Raw genomic sequence first — 23,492 nt, 5'->3', positions numbered from 1 at the left:
TAGTATTGATTTAAAAAAAACTATTATTTTTCTTTACCAGAAGCCTCAATGTTTTTTTCGATAGTATGTCCAGGTCTTGACCATTTTGGTTTTTCACCAAGTGGAGCAAATTGAGAGTTTTCAGCCTCAACGGTTTGTGGTTGAGAAACTTTTGTAAACGGTTTTTGAGGATTTAAACCTAACATTTCAAACATTTTCATGTCTTCGTTTACGTCAGGATTTGGAGTTGTCAACAGTTTGTCTCCGGCAAAAATGGAGTTGGCACCAGCAAAGAAACACATAGCCTGACCTTCGCGACTCATGTTCATTCTGCCAGCAGATAAACGAACTTGGGTTTCTGGCATGATAATTCTGGTAGTAGCTACCATTCGGATCATTTCCCATATTTCAACTGGTTTTTCTTCTTCCATTGGAGTTCCTTCTACGGCTACCAAAGCGTTAATTGGAACTGATTCAGGTTGTGGATTTAATGTAGAAAGCGCCACTAGCATTCCTGCTCTGTCTTCAATGCTTTCGCCCATTCCAATGATTCCACCGCTACAAACGGTAACGTTCGTTTTACGAACATTGGCTATGGTTTGCAAGCGGTCTTCAAATCCGCGTGTCGAAATAACTTCTTTATAATATTCTTCAGAGGTGTCTAAATTATGATTATAGGCATACAAGCCTGCTTCAGCCAAACGGTGTGCTTGGTTTTCCGTGATCATCCCAAGGGTACAACACACTTCCATATCTAGTTTGTTAATGGTACGAACCATCTCTAAAACTTGATCAAATTCAGGACCATCTTTTACGTTTCTCCATGCTGCTCCCATACAAACGCGGGACGAACCACTTGATTTTGCACGTAAAGCTTGTGCTTTTACTTGACTAACAGACATTAAATCATTTCCTTCAATGTCAGTATGGTACCGTGCCGCTTGCGGACAATACCCGCAATCTTCTGGACAGCCACCTGTTTTTATTGACAATAAAGTCGAAACTTGAACCACGTTAGGATCGTGATGCTCTCTATGAATTGAAGCTGCCTCGTAAAGCAAGTCCATCATAGGTTTGTTATATAGTGCAATAATTTCTTCTTTGGTCCAATTGTGTTTTGTAATGCTCATTGATACGATTTTATAATGTGTCAAAAGTAGTTAAATTGTTCTAAAGAACCAATGTTAAACAATTGAAAACACTAGGGTAAATGCAGAAGCTATATTTTATGAAAGACTATTGTATTACTGAAAGAATTCGCTGGTATAGATTCTTTACTTAGTTTTCTAACCAACAGTACAGATTTTTAAATGCGGTTGTTTACAGCAATTTAATACAAGGCTTGCATTTGTACGGTTTTAAAATAAAAAGGCTTCATTTCTATTGATAATTTAAGACTTGGCGCCGTTTTTATTTGGCGAAAAACGGTTATCCCAATACAATAATAACATAAAGGTCACAATAACAGCTGAAGAAATTCCTTCAAACAACAAGGAGATGGAATAGGTCATTACTGAGGGTTCGCCGCCAAATAAGAATGTTTTAGATAGTGATGCTATATAAGCTTCACCCCCTCTGGCATAACTGTAAATAATTAATGCAGCAATGCTCAAAAGGACGCCTGTTAATGCGGTAAAAAGTCCAGCAACAGCATTTGTAGCTAAACTTGTTTTTCCTTCAACATAATTTGAATTTAGAGTTCTATTGGTCCCGTAGAAAATAAACAATACATTAAACACACGTAGAAAATAAATATCTGCAAGGCCAAGTAGTTCCATAGCTAAGAAATAAAGTCCAATGCCTACTATTATAATAATTCCGTTTATTAATTCTTTTGGAAGTTTCATATCACTAATTTTAAAAGTTTACAAATCATATTTTTTTAGATAAAAAATGTATGACACTCAAAATTAAAGAAAAAAAGGGAATTTTTTATCAAAAAAAGAAAGAATTTATTGTGAAATTATAAATTGCTCACGAAGGTAAGTGCACTTTTTTTGTCTTTTTCAAGTTGTTCTTTCAAGAGATCAACCGATTCAAATTTTTGTTCTGAACGAATTCTTTGCAGTATAGAAACACAAATAGGTTCGTTATAAATATCTTCATCAAAATCTAAATAATGGATTTCAATAGACTGAACTTGTCCGTTAACTGTTGGATTAAATCCAATATTCATTATTCCAAAAACAGTCTTTTGTTCCAAAATGCTTTTTACAATATATGCTCCATTTTTAGGAATCAGTTTGTAGTTTTCTTCAATTTTTAAGTTTGCGGTTGGGAATCCGATCGTTCTACCTAATTGTTTGCCTTTGATAATAGTTCCGGTAAGAAAGTAATTGTATCCTAAATATTCATTGGCCAAAGCCATATTTCCTTCCAATAGGGCATTTCTGATTTTTGTAGAACTTACCGATATATCGTTAATTTCTTGAACAGATATTTGTTCAACTTCAAAATCATATTGTTCACCAAAAGCAATCAGATCATCAATGTTTGCTGTTCGATTTCTACCAAATCTATGGTCATGACCGATAATGATTTTGTGGATTTTAAAGCGGTCGACAAGAATCGTCTTTACAAATTCCTCGGCAGTCAATCTTGAAAATGTTTCGTCAAAAGGATGGATGACTAAATTTTCAAGGCCTATTTCTCTTAGTAAATCTATTTTTTCATCGATGGTGTTGAGCAACTGTATGTCTGAATGTTCTTGTAAAACCATTCGGGGATGCGGAAAAAAAGTAAGCACTAGGCTTTCGTATTTTTCATTATCCGTGTTTTGAATTACTCTTTCCAGAATTTTTTTGTGGCCAATGTGAACTCCGTCAAAGGTTCCTAACGTAATAATTGTTTTTTTTGTGGAACTGAAATCGTTTATAGAATGAAAAATATTCAAAGCAAGTGTTTTATAATACCGCAAATTTAAGGTATCCATTTGATATAACTAAAAAAGGATTGAAAACTTCAATCCTTTTTTAGTTAATTAGGGGTTATTTTATTTCTTAATGAACTTAACTGTGCTTGTTTCGGTTTGATTTTTAGATAATTTTAAAAAATAAATGCCTTGAGACAAAGTAGAAACGTTTATGCGTAGATCCTCCTCTGTTTCTATCTTTTTTGTTTTTATGATTTGACCTAAACTATTGATAATGGTATAGGATTCTGGAGTTTCTAATTTATTTTCAATAACAAGATTCAATATATTTGATGTAGGATTGGGATACAGATAGACAGATTTTGAGTTTGTTAAGTCGGCTGTAGCTAGTGATCCAATTATAAAACTCCTAGATTCTACTTCGCCAAATTGCCCGCCAGTAGCAATAATTTCGTCTGATGGCGTTGATAGCGTATATGAACCAATTCCGTAATCACAACAAAGACCATCCATTTCAGTATCAAAAATAGTAAGGGTATAACAGCCATTATTTGGTAGGTTGAAACTAGTGTTTATAGGTGCGGGAAGTGGACTGTTTGTTGGCGTATCAGTATATGGGCCACCTTGATACAGTTTAGTTCCTGTTGCATTAGTAAGTTCCCAGGTGGTTTCTGTTCCAAAACGGTCTAATTGTAAAGAAAAAGTCACCGTGTTGGTAGCATAGTTTTTGGTAATATCAAAATTTACTGTGTTGCTATTGTTATTCGAATTTTGATCTGTAGTTGCATTTGCGCTAATGATTGTTGCAGTAAAATTATGATTTCCTCCACTTGTAGTCACGTTGTTTAAGGTGATGTTTTGGGATTCGTTGTTGGCAAGATTGCCGGTCCAGTTATACGTTTGCAAGTTTATATTGTCAACTCCATAAGAGATTGAAGCCGCAGTTAATCTTGAGCTTCCTTTGTTCACTATTTTGATAACTGGTAGAAAAGAATTACTACAAGGACTAATGTTCAAGTTTACAACAGTTGTAGCCGCATCATTTGCAAATACAACGCCTGGAATAAGCGCATCAGAAGTTTTTAAAGCTACTCTTCTTACAGAATTATTCATAACGGTGATCATACGCGTTTTTTGATCTGCCGTAAATATGTTCATACAAGCATCATTGGTGTAGTCCATATAATTTTCAATCATGTCTAAGCCAGGCGAAGTGGGGCAGGAATCAACACCTGTTGGGCAGCCTTCATTTGCTTGACCCGCATTGGGTGTGTCATTACAAAAATCATCAATATCACATCCTCCGTCTCCCCAAATATGTCTTAAGCCGAGCCAATGTCCTACTTCATGTGAAGTAGTTCTTCCTTTGTCATAATTTGTTACATAAGTTCCACCAGGAAAGTAGCTGGAGGATCCAAAAAAAGCATATCCAATCACGACCCCATCGGTAGCAGCTGTCCCAGGATCTGCGCTTATGCCAGAAAGTCCAGATGCACTTGGGAACTGAGCATACCCCAAAAGTTCTGTACTCGTAAATTTTACTACCCAAATGTTTAAGTATTTTTCAGGATCCCACTGTGTTTGTGGTTTTACAATAGTATTAATGTCGTCGGTAGACCAGTTTTCTTGCTCTAAATTCACATGGTTTATTCCGTTTGATAAAACGCCTGCAGGATCTCGTTTTGCTAGAGCGAATTCAATTTCTACATCGGCTCCTACGGGATTGGTGTTATAGCCCGGAGTGTTTAGTTTTTTTCTAAAGTCTTCATTTAGTACTTGAATTTGAGAAATTACTTGCTCATCAAATATATTTTCATCTGCACCTAATAAGTCTCCGTTGTGAATCACGTGCACAACTACAGGAATGGTTATAACAGCATTTGTTTTAAATTCTTTAGGCGAATTTACTGGTTTGTTTTTCTCCAAGTTAACTTTTGGAGCAATCCATTTTTCAAATTCAATGGTAGACAATCGGTTAGGATTTTTAGATTTTAAATATTCTTCATATTCCGTGGTGGCACAACGAATTATGGATCCTTCTTTGATTACTTTCTTTTTACCAAAAAGCACAACCTCTTGCGTGTTACTGACCTGGGCAAAGGTAGCGTTGACCATAAAAAGGAGTGTTGATAATAAAAGAAAAGTAATTTTTTTCATGGTGTCAGTATTTTTTGAATTTAAGGAAATCAGCGGAATTATTGGTGTGATCTCTTAATGGGATTCTGGCTGTAATTTTCTATGTAAGTAGTTGATTGTTTGAGTTTAATTAGTACTCTTGTGTAAAATTAAATAATTTTTCTCTTGGATTAACATTAGGCGTTTTTATTTTCCATTATAAGCAGTCATGGTGTTTTCTAAACCTGCGGTTCCAAAAGATTTTATAATCTCTGATCCAACTTCTAGTCGTTCCGGAAGTGCTGTTTTTTCTGTATCATCCCAGTCGCCAAGAACGTAATCTACTTGTTTTCCTTTTTTGAATTCATCGCTGATGCCAAAACGGAATCGGGCGTAGGTTTGTGTGTTCAGTACTAAGTTGATGTTTTTGAGTCCGTTGTGTCCGCCATCACTTCCTTTTTGTCGGATGCGAATGGTTCCAAAAGAAAGATTTAAATCATCGGTAATTACCAGAATGTTTTCAAGCGGAATATTTTCCTTGTCCATCCAGTATTGCACGGCTTTTCCGCTTAAATTCATATAAGTGTTGGGTTTCAAAAGCAGAAAAGTTCTTCCTTTGAATTTGTATTCCGCAAGTGCACCTAGTTTTACGGTTTCGAAATTGATTCCTTCTTTCTTAGCCAAGAAATCCACTATTTTAAATCCGATGTTGTGTCTTGTATTGACGTATTCAGCGCCTATATTACCAAGTCCAACTATTAAAAATTTCTTCATATTAGCTGTATTGTCTTCTATTTTGGGTGATGAGATTAAATTTGAAATCCATTTTATCATATTGCAAAAGTAAACTTAATTACATGATTTGACTATTACATATTTAGATAATTTCCATATGTTAGGGAGGAATTATATAAAGAATAATAAAAGTGTAGAGTAGCCCAGATTGTAGTGAAAATCCTTATTGCTCGCTTTTTAGCGTGCAAAAAGATTGCAACGAAAAGCGGGACGATTAGGGTGTAATATCTTAGGAGTGTTGCTCCTAAAAATGCAAAATAAGTAGCCATTAAAAATCATAAAAAAAGCACCAGTTTTACAACTGATGCTTTTAAATTTGATTGAAAAAAGATTATTTTTTCTTTCCTTTTGCAGGAGCTTTCGCTGCTTTTGCTGCTTCTTGAGCTGCTTTCATAGCTGCACGAGAGATTCTTACTTGAGCAACAACAGTGTTGTCAGGGTGAATCAATTTGTAGTTTTCGTTAACTAATTTAGTAACGTACAATTTGTTCCCCATTTCAAGTGGAGTAATGTCAGCTTCAATAAAATCAGGAAGATTTTTTGGTAAAGCTTTTACTTTAAGTTTACGCGTGTTCAAACGCAAAACACCACCTGCAAGAACTCCTTTAGATGTTCCAACTACTTTTACAGGAACTTCCATAGTGATTTCTTTGTCATCAAATAATTGAAAGAAGTCAATGTGTAAAATCTTGTCAGATACCGGGTGAACCTGGATATCTTGTAAAATAGCGTTAAATGATTTTCCTTTTCCAAGATCGATCTCAACTGTGTGAGCGTTTGGAGTGTAAACCAAGTTTTTGAAAGCCATAACTTCTGCTGAGAAATGAACTGCCTGATTTCCTCCGTATAATACGCAAGGAACCAATCCAGCATTACGTAGGGCTTTAGTCGCAACTTTACCCACGCTTTCTCTTTCTGATCCTTTAATTGTAATCGATTTCATTGTAAAAAAAATATAGTTATTAAATAATATTACTTGTTTGGAGTTACATTATAAACTTTCCACTAATGGAATTGTTATGATGTACCATGTGCATAACTTCAGCAAAAAGTGGCGCACAACTCAACACTCTTATTTTGTTAGATTCTTTCTTTAACGGAATAGAATCGGTAACGATTAATTCTAATAATTTAGAATTTTCTATTTTTTCGTAAGCATCGCCAGATAAAATCGCGTGGGTACAAATCGCTCTTACGCTCAATGCTCCTTTTTCGATCATTAAATCTGCGGCTTTCGCCAAAGTGCCTCCGGTATCAATCATGTCATCTACTAAGATTACATTTCTACCTTTTACCTCACCAATTAATTCCATGGTGTCGATAATGTTGGCTTCTTTTCTTTGTTTGTAGCAAATTACCACATCCGATTCTAAAAATTTAGAATACGCATATGCTCTTTTTGAACCTCCCATATCTGGAGAAGCAATAGTCAAATTGTCTAAACCTAAACTTTTCACATAAGGCAAAAAGATGGTTGAGGCAAAAAGATGGTCTACCGGTTTTTCAAAGAATCCTTGAATTTGATCGGCGTGCAAATCCATGGTCATTACTCTTGTTGCGCCTGCTGCATCTAATAAATTAGCTACTAGTTTAGCTCCTATCGGAACTCTTGGCTTGTCTTTTCTATCTTGTCTTGCCCAACCAAAGTAAGGAATTACTGCTGTAATGTGTCTTGCCGAAGCACGTTTTGCAGCATCAATCATTAGTAACATTTCCATCAAATTATCTGCCGTTGGAAAAGTCGAACATACAATAAATACGCGCAATCCTCTGATAGACTCTTCATAAGAAGGTTGAAACTCACCGTCGCTGTATTTTGACATGGTGATTTTCCCTAATGGGATTCCGTATTCCTTTGCTATTTTCTCAGCAAGATAGACACTTTGTGAACAAGCAAAAATTTTAGCTTCTGGTTCTAGGTGTGACATTTAATTTGTTGTTTTTATTCCGCTGCACTCCATACAGTTCGGCTATTTGATTTGTCAATAGCTTTATGTTTGTATTAGCCTCGGGTGTAGTTAGTTGTGTGTGTGTCGTTTTAACGAGGTGCAAATTTATAAAATTTATTCAACTCTGAAAGGAAAAAATTAAGTATTTTTAGTTGAACATTTAATATTATTTTTTACATTTGCACCGTGTTAAAGGAATTGATGGTTGATTTAAACACAATCACATCTTTTATTGCGTTGAAATAACTGTTGTTATTTCATGTCTGCTAAGCCCGGATGGCGGAATTGGTAGACGCGCTGGTCTCAAACACCTGTGGGAAACCGTGCCGGTTCGACTCCGGCTCCGGGTACTTAAAAGCTTCTTAATCATTTGATTAAGAGGCTTTTTGCTTTTTAAGGGTGGCTAAAAGGTTGCTGAGTTTTATTGTTTCTCAAAATTTTACAAACTCACTCTTTAATTCCTTTTATCCAAATTATCCAAACCTTTAATCTGCTTATCAAAATCAGAGTTTATTTTTTGTGTTTTATTAAAATTATCGTATTCGTTGGATGCTCTATTTATCGCTTGTTGGTGCGAAATTGTTCCCAAACCTTCTAAAACTTTATATTCGTTAAAACTTAGGAACTTGTTCACGCTTTCTGCTAAGGCTGCCATTGTAAAGGTGTTTCTTCGTTCAATAAGATTTTCGATGTAATCAAAATACCCAGAAACGGTACGTTCCAGTTGTTTAATTTCTTTTTCTTCGAGATAGTTTTTGGCTATTCCAGTGTCCAATTTTAAAATTCTTCCGTTTGGGGAATTTTTGAAAGTTGTCAATCCCATTTGTGGTTTTGAACTATCCGCTTTTATATAAATGATTTCGGCTGCTGTTTTCCCTGTAATAGCAAAATGGAATTTGTTTTGAATGGTAGCGTAAAAGTTCTTGGTTACTTCTGCTTTTGGGTTGTAATCTATGCTACATTCTGCAAATATATCAGTGATTTGTTGGTATATTCTACGTTCACTTGTTCGAATAGAACGAACTCTATCCAGTAGTTCTTTAAAATAATCTTTGTCAAAAGTACTAGTCCCTTGCTTTAAACGTTCATCATCCATGGCAAACCCTTTGATGATGTACTCTTTAAGGGTGTTTGTTGCCCAAATACGAAACTGGGTTGCTTTGCTTGAGTTTACACGGTATCCAACTGAAATAATTGCATCTAAATTGTAGTATTCAATATTGCGTTTTACTTCTCTGTCACCTTCTGTTTGAACTTGTGCAAATTTTGCACTTGTTGCCTCTTTTAGTAATTCATTCTCTTGAAAAATGTTTTTCAAGTGTTTGGTCACGACTGTCCTATCCACGTCAAATAAATCAGCTATTTTCTGTTGTGTTAGCCAAATGGTTTCTCCTTGAATAAATGCCTCTATTTTTATACTGCCATTTGGTGCAGTATATAAGATAAAGTTATTATTATTTGGTGTTAATTCACTCACGAAAGTACATTTTAGATTTTACTTTTATTCTTCAACCTTGGAATTCTCTAATTTAAAAAGTTAGGTAAAAATAGGGTATTATTGCTACATATCCATTAATCGATGTAGTTTTGAAAATAAAGTAATTTGGATTATATATTTCTTCGGCTCCGGTTACAAAAACAGCTCTTTCGAAGCGGTTTTTTTGGTTTTATGTCACAGCGAATTCCTAATAATCAAAGCGCTTTTGTTCTCAATTTGTTCTTTTTTGCCTTTTAAAATCATTTCTGCCAATACCTTTCCCATTACCTCAAAATTGGTTGAAATTGTTGTGATTCCGTTTTCAACTACTTTTTTTAGTGGTGTTTCATTGTATGAGATAATACCGTAATCACTGCCTAATTGTAGTTTTTGAATCTTTGCTTTTTCAATAACGCGTACTAAATCTCTATCGCTCGGAATGATGTAAACTTCCCCTTTCTTGATTTCCCTGTTTCTAAACTCGGTAATAATATCACAACTAAAATCATAGTCTTTACAAAAATTATGAAAGCCAATTTTCATTCCTAGCGGTTCGCGGAATCCCGGGAATATCATAATTAGTTTTTCATATTTGTTCAGCTTGGATTTTCCTTTCAATAATCCGTCATAAATGTCTTTTACGAAATTCTGATATACGGCCGGATACGATTTTAGTTCGGGATTGGTTTGATCTAATATGTATACTTCGTTAACTGGTAGGGTTTTTATAGCTGATGCTGCCTCGGCTAAATTGGTTGGCATAATAATGTATTTAGTGTAATTTCCGTTACTGTCATTAATTAGTTTTTGGAAAACGGGCGTATTAAAATGATGAAAGAAAATGTCAACTTGAACATTATTTCCAATGTTTTCCAGAAAAGAATTATATAAGTCTTCCTTGAAAATATTTAATTCGTCAAAAAGTAAAAATATCCTTTGTTTTATGGTGATTTCAACGCTTTTTACATAATATCCTTTACCGGGAATAGCATAAATTATTCCTCTTTTTTTCAATTCTTCATAGGCTTGCAAAACCGTATCACGGGACAAGGAGAATTCAAGGCAAACTTTGTTTACGGAGGGGAGTTTGTCTCCTTTTTGTAGGTTTTCATCTTCTATTGCCTTCTCGACGGAACTAATTATTTGTCGGTATTTAGGAACTCCAAGGTTGTTCTGAATCGAAATTATTTTCATACAGCAGTGAATTTCTTGGCAATATACAAAAAACTGGTAGGTACTGGTATGTTAATAATAGCAATTAATTTACTTTTGGTTTTTCACATTTCATAATTAAATCATGAAAATAAAACACATATCACATTTTAAATCCAATTCTGCAATGGAATCATTTGGTTTCATGCCAGATGGGGAAGAGGTTTCTATTTGTGAACTTGCAAATAAAAATGGTATTCAAATGAAAGTGATGGGTTTTGGCGCTACACTTACTTCCTTAAAAGTTCCATTGAAAAACGGAGATTTTGTAGATGTAGTTTTAGGTTTTGACACTTTGGACGCCTATATGCAGTCCTTTAATTTAGAGAGTGCGCCTTATCTGGGCGCAACCGTAGGACGATTTGCCGGAAGAATAAATGAAGGTGAATTCAAACTGAACGGAAAAACAATTTCCCTTAATAAAAACAACAACGGGAATTCATTGCATGGCGGATCGATTGGCTTTAGCCAAAAAAATTGGAAATTAAAAAAATACAGTGAAGGCAAAAATCCTTCCGTAACTTTTACGTGCGTAAGTGCGGATGATGAGGAGCATTTTCCGGGTGAACTGTCGGTTGATTTGACTTATATGCTCTCAGACGAGAATGAATTAATCATAGAATACATTGCCAGCACAACAGAAGATACTATTATAAACTTAACGCACCATAGTTATTTCAATCTTGATGGGCATCAATCCAGCGTTGTAAATCAGGAAATGCGTGTAAATTCTCAACGAATATTAGAAACCACAGCTTCGGGAATTCCAACAGGACGGTTTCTCAATGTTGCTAATTGTCCTTTTGATTTTACCGCGGCGAGAACCTGTCCGTCAAAAATTGACACTACTTTTATTTTAAATAAGGAAAAAGAATACGCAGCATCTCTATTTAATAGTGACAAAACTTTGAAAATGTCTGTTTATACGAATCAGCCCGCAGTTCACATCTATGTTGGCGGAAATTGCTTTAATACAATAAAGGGGAAAGAAAATGCTAGTTATCATCCCACAAGCGGCATTTGTTTTGAGACCCAAAATTTCCCTGATGCGCCCAATCACGAACATTTTCCGTCTTCTGTTTTGAGAAAAGGAGAGTTATATTATCATAAAACCATTTATAAATTTCAATCTTTTTAAGATGAAAAGAAACATTTTAATTTCAGGGTTTTTATCCCTTTTCGTATTTTTTATTTCCTGTTCTACTAGTAATGAGACAGGTGAAACTCCAGCAGTGGAGCCGCCGGTTGCCGTAGATTCTTTTATTAGAGCTGCTGATCTTTCTTTTTTACCGGAAATAGAAACATCAGGTACGGTTTTATACAACAGCAACAACCAAGCAGAAGATATGATTACAACTCTGAAAAATGCTGGTTGTAACACGGTGCGCATCCGTCTTTGGAAAAATCCAGCAAATGGACGTTCTGGAATGGCCGAAGTTAAGGCGCTTTCGCAACGCGTCAAACAAGCTGGACTGAAAGTTTGGTTAACAGTACATTACTCGGATACTTGGGCTGATCCTGCGGCCCAAACGACGCCAGCAGAATGGAAAAATTTGTCGTTTACCGATTTAAAATCGGCGGTGGCTAATTACACGTCGACAATTCTCACGGAAATTAATCCAGATATTATCCAGATTGGGAACGAAATTAATAGCGGATTCCTTTGGCCGCAAGGAAATTTAATCAATCAGGAAGTACAAAGCATTTCTTTATTGGCAACTGCCAGCGCAACTATTCGCACCAAAGCACCAAACACTAAAATCATGATTCATTATGCAGGTGTGAAAGCTTCGGACACGAATTGGTTTTTTAACAAAATTAAAAGTGTAGATTACGATTACATTGGGCTGTCGTATTATCCTATTTGGCACGGAAAAGATTTAGAAGTTATAAAAACTGCCATTAATACATTAGGAAAAACATACAGTAAAAAAGTGATTATTGCTGAAACCGCTTATCCTTTTACTTTAGGTTATAATGACTGGACGAATAATATAGTGGGTTTAGATTCGCAACTCGTTTCGGGTTATCCAGCGACTCCTGATGGACAAAAAAACTTTGTTTTGGCAATAAAAACACTCGTTAAAGAGTCAGAGTACGGTTTGGGATTTGCGTATTGGGGAGGAGAATGGATTTCTTTCAAAGGGAATCAAGCCGCAAATGGTTCCACTTTTGAAAACCAGGCATTTTATGATTTTAATAATAAAGCATTGCCTGTTTTTCAGGCGTTTAATAGATAATTTAAAATGAAAAACTTACCGATACACTTCCGATTCGTTGTTACTTCTGTACTGGTTTCACTACTTTTTTCTTGCAGTACAACTAAAAATGTGCAAGCAACTGCTAAGAATTCTTTTTCAAAAGGAGCTGATGTAGGATGGTTGCCGCAAATGGAAGCCACAGGATATAAATTTTATGATACCGATGGCACCGAAAAAGATTGTTTGCAGTTACTGAAAGATAGAGGAATGAATACTATTCGTCTAAGAGTTTGGGTCAATCCAAATGATGATAAAGCGAGTGGACATTGCAGCAAGGAAGAAACGGTTGTCATGGCTTTGCGTGCGCAAAAAATGGGAATGCGCATCATGATCGATTTTCATTATAGCGATTCATGGGCTGATCCTGCTAAACAATTTAAACCAAAAGCCTGGGAAAATCATACCTTTTCGGAGTTGATGACGGATGTGTACGACCATACTTTTGACGTTTTGAGTGCTTTAAAAGCAGTTGGAGTTACTCCAGAATGGGTTCAAGTAGGAAATGAAATTCCAGGAGGAATGTTGTGGCCGGAAGGAAGCACGAAAAATTGGAACCAATTGGCACAATTACTTAACAAAGGGTATGAAGCTACAAAAGCTATTGATGCTAAAATCAAAGTAATTGTACACGTTGATGAGGGGAACAATAACGAAAAATTTCGTTGGTTTTTTGATAATGCTACAGCAAATAATGTAAAATACGATGTGATTGGATTATCGTATTATCCTTTTTGGATTAAAAAAGATTACACAGAAACCATTGCGGATTTAGCTTATAATCTTAATGATATGGTTGCTAGATACAACAAAGAAGTGATGATTGTAGAGGTTGGCGGCATTGATGAAGAAGTGCAAAACACTAAAGAACTGCTCGCTGCAACTATCAAAGCCGTGAGAGCAGTTCCTAATAATAAAGGTTTAGGCGTTTTGTATTGGGAACCGCAAGGAGCCAAATCTTGGAGCGGTTATTCCTTGAGCGCTTGGCAAAAAGACGGAAAACCTTCGCCTGCTTTAGATGCATTTAAAGAATTGTAAACATTTAAGTCATTTAAGTGTTTAAAAACAGTTGAGTTATGTCAAAGGTAAAAGAGAGTATAGACCGATATTATTCTTTACAAAGCCATCAGATAGTACTTAAATGCATTATGATTTTCACTTTAATTATTCAAATTAAAAGCTTAAATGACTTATATGTTTCAAAAAAATAAATTCTAATTTATTATAAAAATGAAGAAATTGATATGTTTTCTGTTTGCAATTTTAGCATTTACACCAGTAGCTTTCTCTCAATCAAGAGAAGTTAAAGTGCTTAATGCCAATTGGAAATTTCAAAAAGGTGATTTTGAAGAGGCATCTAAAGTAAATTTTAATGACTCGAAATGGGAATCCGTAACCGTACCACACGATTGGGCAATTTATGGACCTTTTGATAAAAATGTAGACATACAGAAGGTTGCCATTGTTCAAAACGGAGAAACAATAGCTACCGAAAAAACAGGACGAACAGGCGCGCTACCTCATATAGGAACAGCGTGGTACCGCAATACATTTACGTTGCCTAAAGATTCAAAAGATAAAAAAATACTATTACTTTTTGAAGGTGCGATGAGCGAGCCTCAAATCTATTTAAACGGAAAAAAAGTGGGAGAATGGGCGTATGGTTATAGTTATTTCTATTTTGATGTTTCCCAATTCGCTCATGAAGGTGCCAATACTTTGTCAGTAAAACTAACCAATAAAGAATTTGCGTCCCGCTGGTATCCTGGTACAGGTTTGTATCGAAATGTAAGTGTTATTATAAAAAACAACGAAAGCATCGATCAATGGGGACAGTTTATAACGACACCTTTTATTAGTGAGGAAGTGGCTAAAGTAAATATAAAGACAAAAGCATCGGGTGAAAACACGCGTTTAGTCACGACTGTTTTTGATTCCGAAGGACGTCAACTAAGTTCAGAAGAGTCGACGCAACAATTCGGAAATGAATTTGACCAAAATATAAAAGTAGCAAACCCAAAACTATGGAGCCCTGAAACGCCTTATTTGTATAAAGCAGTTTCGCAATTGTATGCTGGAACAGAACTCAAAGATGAAATCACAACACGTTTTGGAATTCGGGAAATAAAATATGAGGCTAATAAAGGCTTCAGTCTTAATGGAAAGATAACCAAATTTAAAGGCGTGTGTCTGCACCATGATTTGGGTCCGCTTGGCGTTGCGGTAAATAAAGCGGCGTTGCGCAGGCAAATGACGATATTAAAAGACATGGGTTGTAATGCGATTCGCAGTTCGCATAACATGCCTTCTTTTGAGCAATTGGAACTAGCGGATGAAATGGGATTTCTATTTTTAGCAGAGAGTTTTGATGAATGGGCAAAGCCAAAAGTTGAAAATGGATACCATCGTTTTTTTGAGGATTATGCGGAAAAAGACATCGTTAATTTAGTACAGGCCACAAGAAATCATCCTTCAATTGTGATGTGGAGTTCCGGTAACGAAGTGCCTGATCAATGGGGCGAAGAAGGAGTGAAACGTGCCAAATGGCTGCAAGAGCTATTCCATAGAGAAGATCCAACACGTCCCGTAACGGTGGGAATGGATCAAGTAAAAGCAACTATTGAATCTGGTTTTGGTGCTTTGCTTGATATTCCGGGACTGAATTACCGCGTACATTTATACGATGAAGCCTATAAAAAATTTCCGCAAGGATTTATTTTGGGTTCGGAAACGGCTTCAACGGTTAGTTCTAGAGGGATTTATAAATTCCCTGTGGTTCAAGAAAAAAACAAGCAATATCCAGATTTTCAATCTTCTTCGTATGATTTGGAAGCCTGCAGTTGGTCGAATGTACCTGATGAAGATTTTGTGCTTCAAGATGAAAAACCTTGGGTCATTGGCGAGTTTGTTTGGACGGGTTTTGATTATTTAGGAGAACCTACACCTTATGATGAAAGCTGGCCGTCTCGAAGTTCTTATTTTGGAATAAACGATTTAGCGGGTTTACCTAAAGACCGTTATTATTTATACCGAAGCCGTTGGAATACCAAAGAATCAACGCTACACATCTTACCACATTGGAACTGGGAAGGCCGTGAAGGAGAAACAACTCCCGTTTTTGTTTACACGAGCTACAGCAGCGCCGAACTTTTTATTAATGGAAAAAGCATGGGCGTGAAGACAAAAAATAAGAACACGCCACAAAATCGCTATCGTTTGATGTGGATGGATGTAAAATATGAGCCTGGGACAGTAAAAGTTGTGGCTTATGATGACAATGGTAAAGCTGTTGCTGAAGAAGAGGTTAAAACCGCTGGAAAACCGTACCAAATTGTTTTAGAAGCAGATCGAAAAACCATCAGTGCCAACGGAGAAGATATTTCTTTTGTAACCGTATCTGTAGTGGATAAAAATGGAATTCTTTGTCCAACAGCAACCAACCAATTGAAATTTAAAGTTTCAGGAGCGGGTACTTACAGAGCTGCCTGCAATGGCGATGCCACTTCGCTTGAAATGTTTCATAAAGACAGCATGAAATTGTTTAGCGGTAAATTGGTAGTGCTCGTAAAATCGACTTTAACTGCAGGCGATATAAAACTTGAAGTAAATGGTTCTGGCCTTAAGAGCGGTAAATTGATCTTGAATGCCAAGAAATAGTATAAAAACAACAATAACAGCGAGTTCCTAAAAAGGGAATGGATAATTTTAAAATCATGAATGACATTTTAATACACAAAACAACTGATTTTTTTCAGCAGACTTTTGGCTCAGAACCATCAAAAATAGTTCTTTCTCCAGGTAGAATCAATATTATTGGAGAACATATCGATTATAATGACGGCTATGTTTTGCCAGCAGCTATCGATAAAATCATTTGTTTTACTTTCGAAAAAAACAATTCGGATACAGCTAAAATTGTGGCTATCGATTTAAATGATGAGTTCCAAGTTGATTTAAACGAGGATCAAAAGCAGTCGGAAAGTGTTTGGACAAATTACTTGCGTGGTGTTTTGAATCAGCTGAAAATGAATGGTTATTCCGTAGAGGGTTTCAATTGTGTTTTCAGTAGTAACATTCCGGTGGGATCTGGTTTGTCTTCTTCAGCGGCTTTAGAATGTGGTTTTTTATTTGGTTTAAATGAACTCTTCGATTTGAAAATTAAACCCATTGATATTGCGCTAATGGGACAAAAAGCGGAACATTGGGTAGGAATCAATTGCGGAATTATGGACCAGTTTTCCAGTGTGATGGGTTTAGAAAATAAAGTCATAAAAATTGATTGCAAGACACTGGAATTCGAATATCATGATGCTAATTTTAATGATTATTCCTTAGTTTTATTTGATAGTAATGTTAAGCATTCCTTATTTAGCTCGGCTTACAATACTAGAAGAGAAGAATGTGAAGAAGGAATTTCGATAATTAGTGCTAATTTCCCAGAAATTAGTAGTTTTAGAGATTGCAACGAAGAGCAAATTTTAAGTTTGAAAGACAAAATGACGGCGAATGTTTTCAAAAGGAGCCTTTTTGTGGTGAAAGAAATTAATCGCGTGAAACTGGCTTGTGATGCTTTGGATGCTGGAAATATTGAAATTTTAGGACAATTAATGTTCGAAACGCACGAAGGTTTATCAGTGGATTATGAAGTAAGTTGTGCCGAATTAGATTTTTTAGTAAAAACCGTTAAAGAAGATACATCAGTGATAGGTTCGCGATTAATGGGCGGGGGTTTTGGCGGCTGTACTATTAATTTGATCAAAAAAGGACAAGAAGAAGCCTTGAAAAACAAATTGTCAAAGTTGTATCAGGACGAATTTGGAATAGAATTAAAAATTTATGATGTCAAAATTGGAAACGGAACATCACTTTATATAGCGAAATAAATGAAAAATTTTGACATCAACGAAGATCCTCACAGACGTTATAATCCGTTAATTAACGAATGGGTTTTGGTTTCTCCACACCGTTCCAAACGACCTTGGCAAGGGCAAAATGAAACAGTAACTTCGGATGCATTGCCGGAATATGACCCGACTTGTTACTTGTGTCCGGGAAATGTTCGAGCGAATGGAATGGTCAACCCGGATTATGAAAATTCATTCGTATTTGAAAATGATTTTGCCGCTTTAAAGCAAGAAGAAATAGCTTTTGAAGAAAATAGGAACGAAACTTTTTTTAGGGCAAAACCAGAAAGAGGAATTTCAAGAGTGGTTTGCTTTTCGCCAAAACACAATTTGACCTTGCCAGAAATGCCAGTCGAAGCGATTGAAAATATCATTCATACCTGGCAAAAAGAATACACGGATTTAGGTAATGTGGATTACATCAACCATGTTCAGATTTTTGAAAACAAAGGAAGTGTGATGGGTTGCAGCAATCCGCATCCGCATGGACAAATTTGGGCGCAATCCTCTTTGCCAACTGAAGTTGAGAAAACGCAAAATAATCTGAAAACGTATTTTGATACACACAACAAAACACTTTTAGAAGATTATGTAAAAGAAGAGTTGAAACTGGACGAACGCATTGTTATTGAGAATGAACATTTTGTGGCATTAGTTCCTTTTTGGGCCATTTGGCCGTATGAAACGATCATTGTCAGCAAGCGAAATGTGAGTAAAATAACTGATTTCACGGAAACGGAAGTGACTGATTTTGCTGTTATTTTAAAACAGTTAACCACTAAATACGATAATCTTTTTGAAACGTCATTTCCGTATTCATCCGGAATTCATCAGTCGCCTACAGACGGTAAATTGCATCCAGAATGGCATTTTCACATGCATTTTTATCCGCCATTGTTGCGCTCGGCAACTATAAAGAAATTTATGGTAGGTTATGAAATGATGGGTGAATCACAGCGTGATATTACAGCAGAGAAAAGTGCTGCTATTTTAAGAGGGCTATCCATTACACACTATAAAAATAAATAATAGTTACAAGAGATGATGTACGCTTTTGAAAAATAGCAGACAAAAATTAGCATATATCATTGTTGAAAGATGAGAACGAAACGTTATTTAGGCTTCTGTAATTTGGGATAATGCCGATACGGTTCTTGGTTAAAAAACACAATAAGCTCTTTAATAAATGATTACAGCTACTCGGAAATGGGTGCAGAGGATTAGGGCTTAGCCTAATTATTAATTTGAAATACTTCATTAATATTAATACAATAGTATGACAACAGAATTTGGGTTTATCGATTATTTAGTTTTTACTGCCTATGCAGTACTTATTTTAGGCGTTGGGTTATGGGTCTCTCGCGAAAAAGACGGTCACCAAAAAAATGCTGAGGATTATTTCCTGGCAAGTAAATCATTGCCTTGGTGGGCCATTGGGTCTTCATTGATTGCGGCTAATATTTCTGCAGAGCAATTTATCGGTATGTCAGGTTCTGGTTTCGCATTAGGATTAGCGATTGCATCTTACGAGTGGATGGCGGCTTTCACGCTTATCATTGTAGGGAAGTATTTCCTCCCCATTTTTATCGAAAAAGGGATTTATACTATTCCTGAATTTGTAGAAAAACGATTTTCAACAAATCTTAAAACAATTTTGGCGGTTTTTTGGATTGCTTTATATGTTTTTGTCAATCTTACTACGGTTTTGTATCTAGGAGGTTTAGCCATAGAGGCCATATTGGGTATTGACATGATGTATGCAGTTGTAGGATTAGCACTTTTTGCTGCGGCATATTCTTTATATGGTGGTCTTTCTGCTGTGGCTTGGACAGATGTTATTCAAGTTATATTCTTGGTATTAGGTGGTTTGGTTACAACGTATATCGCATTAAACACGGTTTCCGATGGTGCTGGAGTATGGGAGGGAATGAAAACGGTTTATTATGCTGCTCCAGATCGTTTTGTAATGATTTTAGATAAATCTAATCCAGAATATATGAACCTACCAGGTATTGGTGTTTTGGTTGGTGGTCTTTGGGTTGCTAATATTTACTACTGGGGATTTAATCAATATATTATTCAAAGAACATTAGCTGCCAAATCATTGGGTGAAGCCCAAAAAGGGATATTACTGGCTGCATTTTTAAAAATGCTTATTCCTTTTATTGTTGTCATTCCAGGAATTGCAGCGTATGTAATGGTAAATGACCCTGCGATAATGGCTCGATTGGGAGCGGCAGCGGCAGACAATATGCCTGGTTTTGGTACTGCCGACAAAGCATACCCGTGGTTGTTGCATTTCTTACCGGCAGGTTTCAAAGGTTTGGCGTTTGCTGCATTGGCAGCTGCTATTGTATCCTCTTTAGCATCGATGTTAAACTCGACTTCGACCATTTTTACGATGGATATTTACAAACAGTATATTGATAAAAATGCAAACGATAGAAAGACGGTGAATGTAGGTCGAATCTCTGGAGGAATTGCACTGTTAATAGCAGTAATTATGGCGCCACTTTTAGGTGGAATTGATCAAGCGTTTCAATTTATTCAAGAATATACTGGCGTGGTAAGTCCTGGTATTTTAGCTGTGTTCGTATTAGGATTGTTTTGGAAAAAAACAACTAATAAAGCAGCTATTTGGGGTGCATTAGTTTCTATCCCAATTGCGATGTTCTTTAAAGTTGGTCCAAAATCATGGGCAGCGGGAAGTAATTTTGAATCTGTTTTTCCAACATTGCCATGGATGGACCAAATGGGTTATACTGCTATTTTAACGATGTTGTTAATTGTTGCCATTAGTTTAATTCAAAATAAAGGGAATAACGATGCTAAAGGAATTCCATTAACGAAAGAATTGTTCAAAACGAGTCCTCTTTATACTATCTGTTCATTTGCATTAATGATTGTATTGGTGGTGGTTTATGCAGTTTTCTGGAAATAAACCGGCTGTAGTTTAATATGAAAAAAGTGAAATTAAATTCGTTTAGTTTCACTTTTTTTATAAAATAATGTAGCTATTTGTAGTTTAGATGATACCAAGAACCTACTGTAAAACTTATATGATTTTATAATAGGTTTATTTTTGAATTACAAATAGTGTTTTTTTGAACGCAATAATCTTATAAAGTATAGCTTGGCCAAAAAAATAGAAGTCACAAAAAAAGCCTTCGAATAACGAAAGCTTTAGTGGTATTTTAATTTATTTTTTAGTTGTTGACCAACGCATCTTGTTTCCAAGTTTTTACAGAAGCAATTCTACTATTAGAATAATCTACTTCACTTAGGTTATTTCCATTCCAGAAAAACCATTTTCCAGTCTTTTCTCCATCTTTATAAGTGGCAACAGATTGTTTATTACCATTTGTATCGTATGAAGTCCAAACTCCTTCCAATTTTCCGTTTTTAAAGAAACCTTCTTGTTGTACTTTTCCGTTTTCAAAGTAGTAGGTTGTTTTAACTAATTCACCTACAGCTTCTAGTTTTGGATTGTTTTCTTGAGCGAATGCTATTCCTGAGAAAAGTAGTGCGGTTAATATTATATATTTTTTCATGTCGTTTGGATTTTTAAATTCATATTAGCTTAACAAATGTATAAAACATTTTACAATAAAAAAACTTTAAGTTAACAATTTGGTAACATTGAAGTAAAACTTAACATTGGAAATAAAGTTTGCTGATAAACCAATCACTAAAATTTCTTATTTCTCAATTCATTATTCATAATTAGTCCTAAATTTGCAGCGGTGTCCAAAGGGCAAAATAATCAAAAATTTAGAACATGTATAGAAGTCATAACTGTGGCGAATTGAATGCCTCACACATTAATACTGAAGTAACACTTGCGGGATGGGTACAAAAATCACGTGATAAAGGATTTATGAATTGGGTTGATTTACGCGACCGTTATGGAGTTACGCAGTTAATTTTTGACGAAGGTCGTTCGGAAAAATCAGTTTTTGAACTGGCTAAAACATTGGGTCGTGAATTCGTTATCCAAGTTAAAGGGACTGTTATTGAGCGTGAAGCCAAAAACAAAAACATGACAACTGGTGAAATTGAAATTTTAGTATCAGAACTTACAATTCTAAACGCTTCGCTTACGCCACCTTTTACGATCGAGGATGAAACGGATGGTGGGGAAGACATCCGAATGAAATACCGTTACCTTGACATTCGAAGAAATCCGGTAAAAAACAGTTTGATGTTTCGTCATAAAGTAGCCATGGAAGTGCGTAAATATCTTTCAGATTTAGATTTCTGTGAAGTAGAAACGCCTTATTTGATTAAATCTACTCCAGAAGGAGCTAGAGATTTTGTGGTGCCTTCCAGAATGAATGAAGGTCAGTTTTATGCATTACCACAATCGCCACAAACGTTCAAGCAATTATTGATGGTAGGTGGAATGGATAAGTATTTCCAAATCGTTAAATGTTTCCGTGACGAAGATTTACGTGCAGACAGACAGCCGGAATTTACACAAATCGATTGTGAAATGGCTTTTGTGGAGCAAGAAGATATTTTGAATGTTTTTGAAGGATTGACAAGACATTTGTTAAAAGAAATAAAAGGCATCGAAGTAGAAAAATTCCCAAGAATTACCTACGAATATGCGATGAAAACATACGGAAATGACAAACCGGATATCCGTTTCGGAATGGAATTTGGGGAATTAAATGAAGTAACACAACACAAAGAATTCCCTGTTTTTAATGCTGCTGAATTTGTAGTTGGTATTGCAGTTCCGGGAGTTGGAAACTATACTCGTAAGGAAATAGATGGATTAATTGACTGGGTAAAACGTCCTCAAGTAGGTGCATCCGGAATGGTTTATGTAAAATGCAATGAAGACGGGACCTATAAATCATCCGTTGATAAATTCTACGATCAAGATGATTTAGCGCAGTGGGCAAAAATTACCGGTGCAAAACCTGGAGATATGATTTTTGTGCTTTCTGGTCCTACGGATAAAACAAGAACTCAGTTGAGCGCATTGCGAATGGAATTAGCAACTCGCTTAGGCTTGAGAAATCCAGCTGAATTTGCTCCGCTTTGGGTAGTTGATTTTCCGTTATTAGAGTTTGATGATGAAAGTGGTCGTTACCATGCTATGCATCACCCGTTTACCTCCCCAAAACCGGAAGACATGCACTTATTAGAAACAGATCCTGGTAGAGTTCGTGCCAATGCGTATGATATGGTTTTAAATGGAAATGAAATTGGTGGTGGATCAATTCGTATTCACGATAAAGCCACACAACAGTTAATGTTCAAATATTTAGGTTTCACCGAAGAAGATGCAAAAGCACAATTCGGATTTTTAATGGATGCGTTCCAATTTGGTGCGCCACCTCACGGTGGTTTAGCTTTCGGACTGGACAGGTTAGTCGCAATTTTAGGTGGACAAGAAACTATTCGAGATTTTATTGCCTTTCCAAAAAATAATTCTGGAAGAGATGTTATGATTGATGCTCCATCTAAAATAGATGAATCGCAGCTGAAAGAGCTTCATATTAAATTAGTTTAATTGTAGTTTGTCGTTTAAATTTGTTAGAAAACGTTGAAAATCAATATTTTTACAAAATAAAAACATAAGATAGTACTTCGTATTATATTAAATATTACATTTGCCTCATTATAAATTATTATTACAATTACAATGCGTACAGGTACAGTTAAATTTTTCAATGAATCTAAAGGTTACGGATTCATTACAGACGAAGAAACAGGAAAAGACATTTTTGTTCATGCATCAGGAATCAACGCGGAAGAATTGCGCGAAGGTGATAGAGTTAGCTATGAAGAAGAAGAAGGAAGAAAAGGAAAAGTTGCTGCGAAAGTAGCAGTTATCTAAGCAAAAAATTTATTTTTTGTCTAAGAATGTGTAAAACGTTTCGATTTATTTCGAAACGTTTTTTTTTGTTTTATTTCTAT

The 23,492-nt window shown here is 35.7% G+C and carries 19 protein-coding genes and 1 tRNA gene; 10 read left to right on the top strand and 10 right to left on the bottom strand.

The genetic code is table 11. The annotated features are described in order from the left end of the window. Positions 1–23: 23 nt before the first annotated feature. The 7 genes from bioB to E0F91_RS05105 all read right to left on the bottom strand — a co-directional run bounded on the left by bioB (position 24) and on the right by E0F91_RS05105 (position 7,689). A complete protein-coding gene (gene bioB, locus E0F91_RS05135) occupies positions 24–1,109 on the bottom strand; it encodes a biotin synthase BioB (RefSeq protein WP_132065264.1) in 1,086 nt (361 codons plus the stop codon). A 261-nt stretch (positions 1,110–1,370) separates the two neighbouring features. Next, positions 1,371–1,826: a hypothetical protein gene (locus tag E0F91_RS05130; RefSeq protein WP_132065263.1), complete on the bottom strand. Its 456-nt coding sequence runs from the start codon at positions 1,824–1,826 to the stop codon at positions 1,371–1,373. A gap of 116 nt (positions 1,827–1,942) precedes the next feature. Further along, on the bottom strand, positions 1,943–2,872 hold the full coding sequence (locus tag E0F91_RS05125; protein ID WP_132065331.1) for a bifunctional riboflavin kinase/FAD synthetase: 930 nt from the start codon (positions 2,870–2,872) through the stop codon (positions 1,943–1,945). 99 nt (positions 2,873–2,971) lie between these two features. After that, positions 2,972–5,008: a M43 family zinc metalloprotease gene (locus tag E0F91_RS17670; RefSeq protein ID WP_165930089.1), complete on the bottom strand. Its 2,037-nt coding sequence runs from the start codon at positions 5,006–5,008 to the stop codon at positions 2,972–2,974. Between the two features lie 165 nt (positions 5,009–5,173). Beyond that, the gene (gene pth / locus E0F91_RS05115; protein ID WP_132065262.1) at positions 5,174–5,800 is read right to left on the bottom strand and encodes an aminoacyl-tRNA hydrolase; all 627 of its coding nucleotides are present in this window, start codon (positions 5,798–5,800) and stop codon (positions 5,174–5,176) included. A 292-nt stretch (positions 5,801–6,092) separates the two neighbouring features. After that, positions 6,093–6,704, bottom strand: coding sequence for a 50S ribosomal protein L25/general stress protein Ctc (locus tag E0F91_RS05110; protein WP_073205004.1), 612 nt, complete (start codon positions 6,702–6,704; stop codon positions 6,093–6,095). 43 nt (positions 6,705–6,747) lie between these two features. Continuing rightward, entirely contained in the window at positions 6,748–7,689 is a 942-nt protein-coding gene (locus E0F91_RS05105; RefSeq protein WP_132065261.1) for a ribose-phosphate pyrophosphokinase, read from the bottom strand. 291 nt (positions 7,690–7,980) lie between these two features. On the opposite strand from E0F91_RS05105, the gene E0F91_RS05100 reads away from it, so the two are divergent. Next, positions 7,981–8,060 (top strand) — tRNA-Leu (locus tag E0F91_RS05100). 104 nt (positions 8,061–8,164) lie between these two features. Here E0F91_RS05100 and E0F91_RS05095 read toward each other — a convergent pair. Together E0F91_RS05095 and E0F91_RS05090 are read right to left on the bottom strand one after the other, a co-directional pair. Continuing rightward, positions 8,165–9,187: a virulence RhuM family protein gene (locus E0F91_RS05095; protein ID WP_132065260.1), complete on the bottom strand. Its 1,023-nt coding sequence runs from the start codon at positions 9,185–9,187 to the stop codon at positions 8,165–8,167. A 195-nt stretch (positions 9,188–9,382) separates the two neighbouring features. Beyond that, positions 9,383–10,381, bottom strand: coding sequence for a GntR family transcriptional regulator (locus E0F91_RS05090; protein ID WP_132065259.1), 999 nt, complete (start codon positions 10,379–10,381; stop codon positions 9,383–9,385). Positions 10,382–10,484: 103 nt separating this feature from the next. Here E0F91_RS05090 and E0F91_RS05085 point away from each other — a divergent pair, with 103 nt between their 5' ends. From E0F91_RS05085 to E0F91_RS05055, 7 genes are all read left to right on the top strand, one after another. Continuing rightward, positions 10,485–11,537 (top strand): aldose epimerase family protein, encoded by a 1,053-nt coding sequence (locus tag E0F91_RS05085; protein WP_132065258.1) that lies wholly within the window; start codon positions 10,485–10,487, stop codon positions 11,535–11,537. A gap of 1 nt (position 11,538) precedes the next feature. Beyond that, positions 11,539–12,639, top strand: a complete 1,101-nt coding sequence (locus E0F91_RS05080) for a glycoside hydrolase family 53 protein (protein WP_132065257.1) — start codon at positions 11,539–11,541, stop codon at positions 12,637–12,639. Between the two features lie 6 nt (positions 12,640–12,645). Then, complete coding sequence (locus E0F91_RS05075) at positions 12,646–13,695, top strand: glycoside hydrolase family 53 protein (RefSeq protein WP_132065256.1); 1,050 nt, start codon at positions 12,646–12,648, stop codon at positions 13,693–13,695. A gap of 192 nt (positions 13,696–13,887) precedes the next feature. Continuing rightward, on the top strand, positions 13,888–16,314 hold the full coding sequence (locus tag E0F91_RS05070) for a DUF4982 domain-containing protein (RefSeq protein ID WP_132065255.1): 2,427 nt from the start codon (positions 13,888–13,890) through the stop codon (positions 16,312–16,314). Between the two features lie 56 nt (positions 16,315–16,370). Next, complete coding sequence (gene galK, locus E0F91_RS05065) at positions 16,371–17,540, top strand: galactokinase (protein ID WP_132065254.1); 1,170 nt, start codon at positions 16,371–16,373, stop codon at positions 17,538–17,540. Next, a complete protein-coding gene (locus tag E0F91_RS05060) occupies positions 17,541–18,590 on the top strand; it encodes a UDP-glucose--hexose-1-phosphate uridylyltransferase (protein WP_132065253.1) in 1,050 nt (349 codons plus the stop codon). A 247-nt stretch (positions 18,591–18,837) separates the two neighbouring features. Next, positions 18,838–20,502 carry a sodium/sugar symporter gene (locus tag E0F91_RS05055; protein WP_132065252.1) on the top strand — a complete coding sequence of 555 codons (1,665 nt, stop codon included), beginning with the start codon at positions 18,838–18,840 and terminating at the stop codon, positions 20,500–20,502. Between the two features lie 265 nt (positions 20,503–20,767). Here E0F91_RS05055 and E0F91_RS05050 read toward each other — a convergent pair whose 3' ends face one another. Then, the gene (locus E0F91_RS05050) at positions 20,768–21,112 is read right to left on the bottom strand and encodes a toxin-antitoxin system YwqK family antitoxin (RefSeq protein WP_113636409.1); all 345 of its coding nucleotides are present in this window, start codon (positions 21,110–21,112) and stop codon (positions 20,768–20,770) included. A gap of 227 nt (positions 21,113–21,339) precedes the next feature. On the opposite strand from E0F91_RS05050, the gene aspS reads away from it, so the two are divergent. Both aspS and E0F91_RS05040 read left to right on the top strand, forming a co-directional pair. After that, complete coding sequence (gene aspS / locus E0F91_RS05045) at positions 21,340–23,085, top strand: aspartate--tRNA ligase (protein WP_132065251.1); 1,746 nt, start codon at positions 21,340–21,342, stop codon at positions 23,083–23,085. Positions 23,086–23,217: 132 nt separating this feature from the next. After that, positions 23,218–23,412 (top strand): cold-shock protein, encoded by a 195-nt coding sequence (locus tag E0F91_RS05040; RefSeq protein ID WP_007137066.1) that lies wholly within the window; start codon positions 23,218–23,220, stop codon positions 23,410–23,412. Positions 23,413–23,492 lie beyond the last annotated feature (80 nt).

Origin of the sequence: Flavobacterium sandaracinum, assembly GCF_004349135.1 — a bacterium.
Lineage (GTDB): Bacteria > Bacteroidota > Bacteroidia > Flavobacteriales > Flavobacteriaceae > Flavobacterium > Flavobacterium sandaracinum.
This window is presented reverse-complemented; position numbering and strand designations above follow the sequence as displayed.

Bases quoted from the DNA above. Each gene is read 5' to 3' on its own strand.
- pth (WP_132065262.1), bottom strand. From the start codon at position 5,800: ATGATAAAATGGATTTCAAATTTAATCTCATCACCCAAAATAGAAGAC.
- aspS (WP_132065251.1), top strand. From the start codon at position 21,340: ATGTATAGAAGTCATAACTGTGGCGAATTGAATGCCTCACACATTAAT.
- E0F91_RS05060 (WP_132065253.1), top strand. From the start codon at position 17,541: ATGAAAAATTTTGACATCAACGAAGATCCTCACAGACGTTATAATCCG.
- galK (WP_132065254.1), top strand. From the start codon at position 16,371: ATGAATGACATTTTAATACACAAAACAACTGATTTTTTTCAGCAGACT.
- E0F91_RS05130 (WP_132065263.1), bottom strand. From the start codon at position 1,826: ATGAAACTTCCAAAAGAATTAATAAACGGAATTATTATAATAGTAGGC.
- E0F91_RS05075 (WP_132065256.1), top strand. From the start codon at position 12,646: ATGAAAAACTTACCGATACACTTCCGATTCGTTGTTACTTCTGTACTG.
- E0F91_RS05070 (WP_132065255.1), top strand. From the start codon at position 13,888: ATGAAGAAATTGATATGTTTTCTGTTTGCAATTTTAGCATTTACACCA.
- E0F91_RS05050 (WP_113636409.1), bottom strand. From the start codon at position 21,112: ATGAAAAAATATATAATATTAACCGCACTACTTTTCTCAGGAATAGCA.
- E0F91_RS05110 (WP_073205004.1), bottom strand. From the start codon at position 6,704: ATGAAATCGATTACAATTAAAGGATCAGAAAGAGAAAGCGTGGGTAAA.
- E0F91_RS05085 (WP_132065258.1), top strand. From the start codon at position 10,485: ATGAAAATAAAACACATATCACATTTTAAATCCAATTCTGCAATGGAA.
- E0F91_RS05080 (WP_132065257.1), top strand. From the start codon at position 11,539: ATGAAAAGAAACATTTTAATTTCAGGGTTTTTATCCCTTTTCGTATTT.
- bioB (WP_132065264.1), bottom strand. From the start codon at position 1,109: ATGAGCATTACAAAACACAATTGGACCAAAGAAGAAATTATTGCACTA.
- E0F91_RS05055 (WP_132065252.1), top strand. From the start codon at position 18,838: ATGACAACAGAATTTGGGTTTATCGATTATTTAGTTTTTACTGCCTAT.
- E0F91_RS05090 (WP_132065259.1), bottom strand. From the start codon at position 10,381: ATGAAAATAATTTCGATTCAGAACAACCTTGGAGTTCCTAAATACCGA.
- E0F91_RS17670 (WP_165930089.1), bottom strand. From the start codon at position 5,008: ATGAAAAAAATTACTTTTCTTTTATTATCAACACTCCTTTTTATGGTC.
- E0F91_RS05040 (WP_007137066.1), top strand. From the start codon at position 23,218: ATGCGTACAGGTACAGTTAAATTTTTCAATGAATCTAAAGGTTACGGA.
- E0F91_RS05105 (WP_132065261.1), bottom strand. From the start codon at position 7,689: ATGTCACACCTAGAACCAGAAGCTAAAATTTTTGCTTGTTCACAAAGT.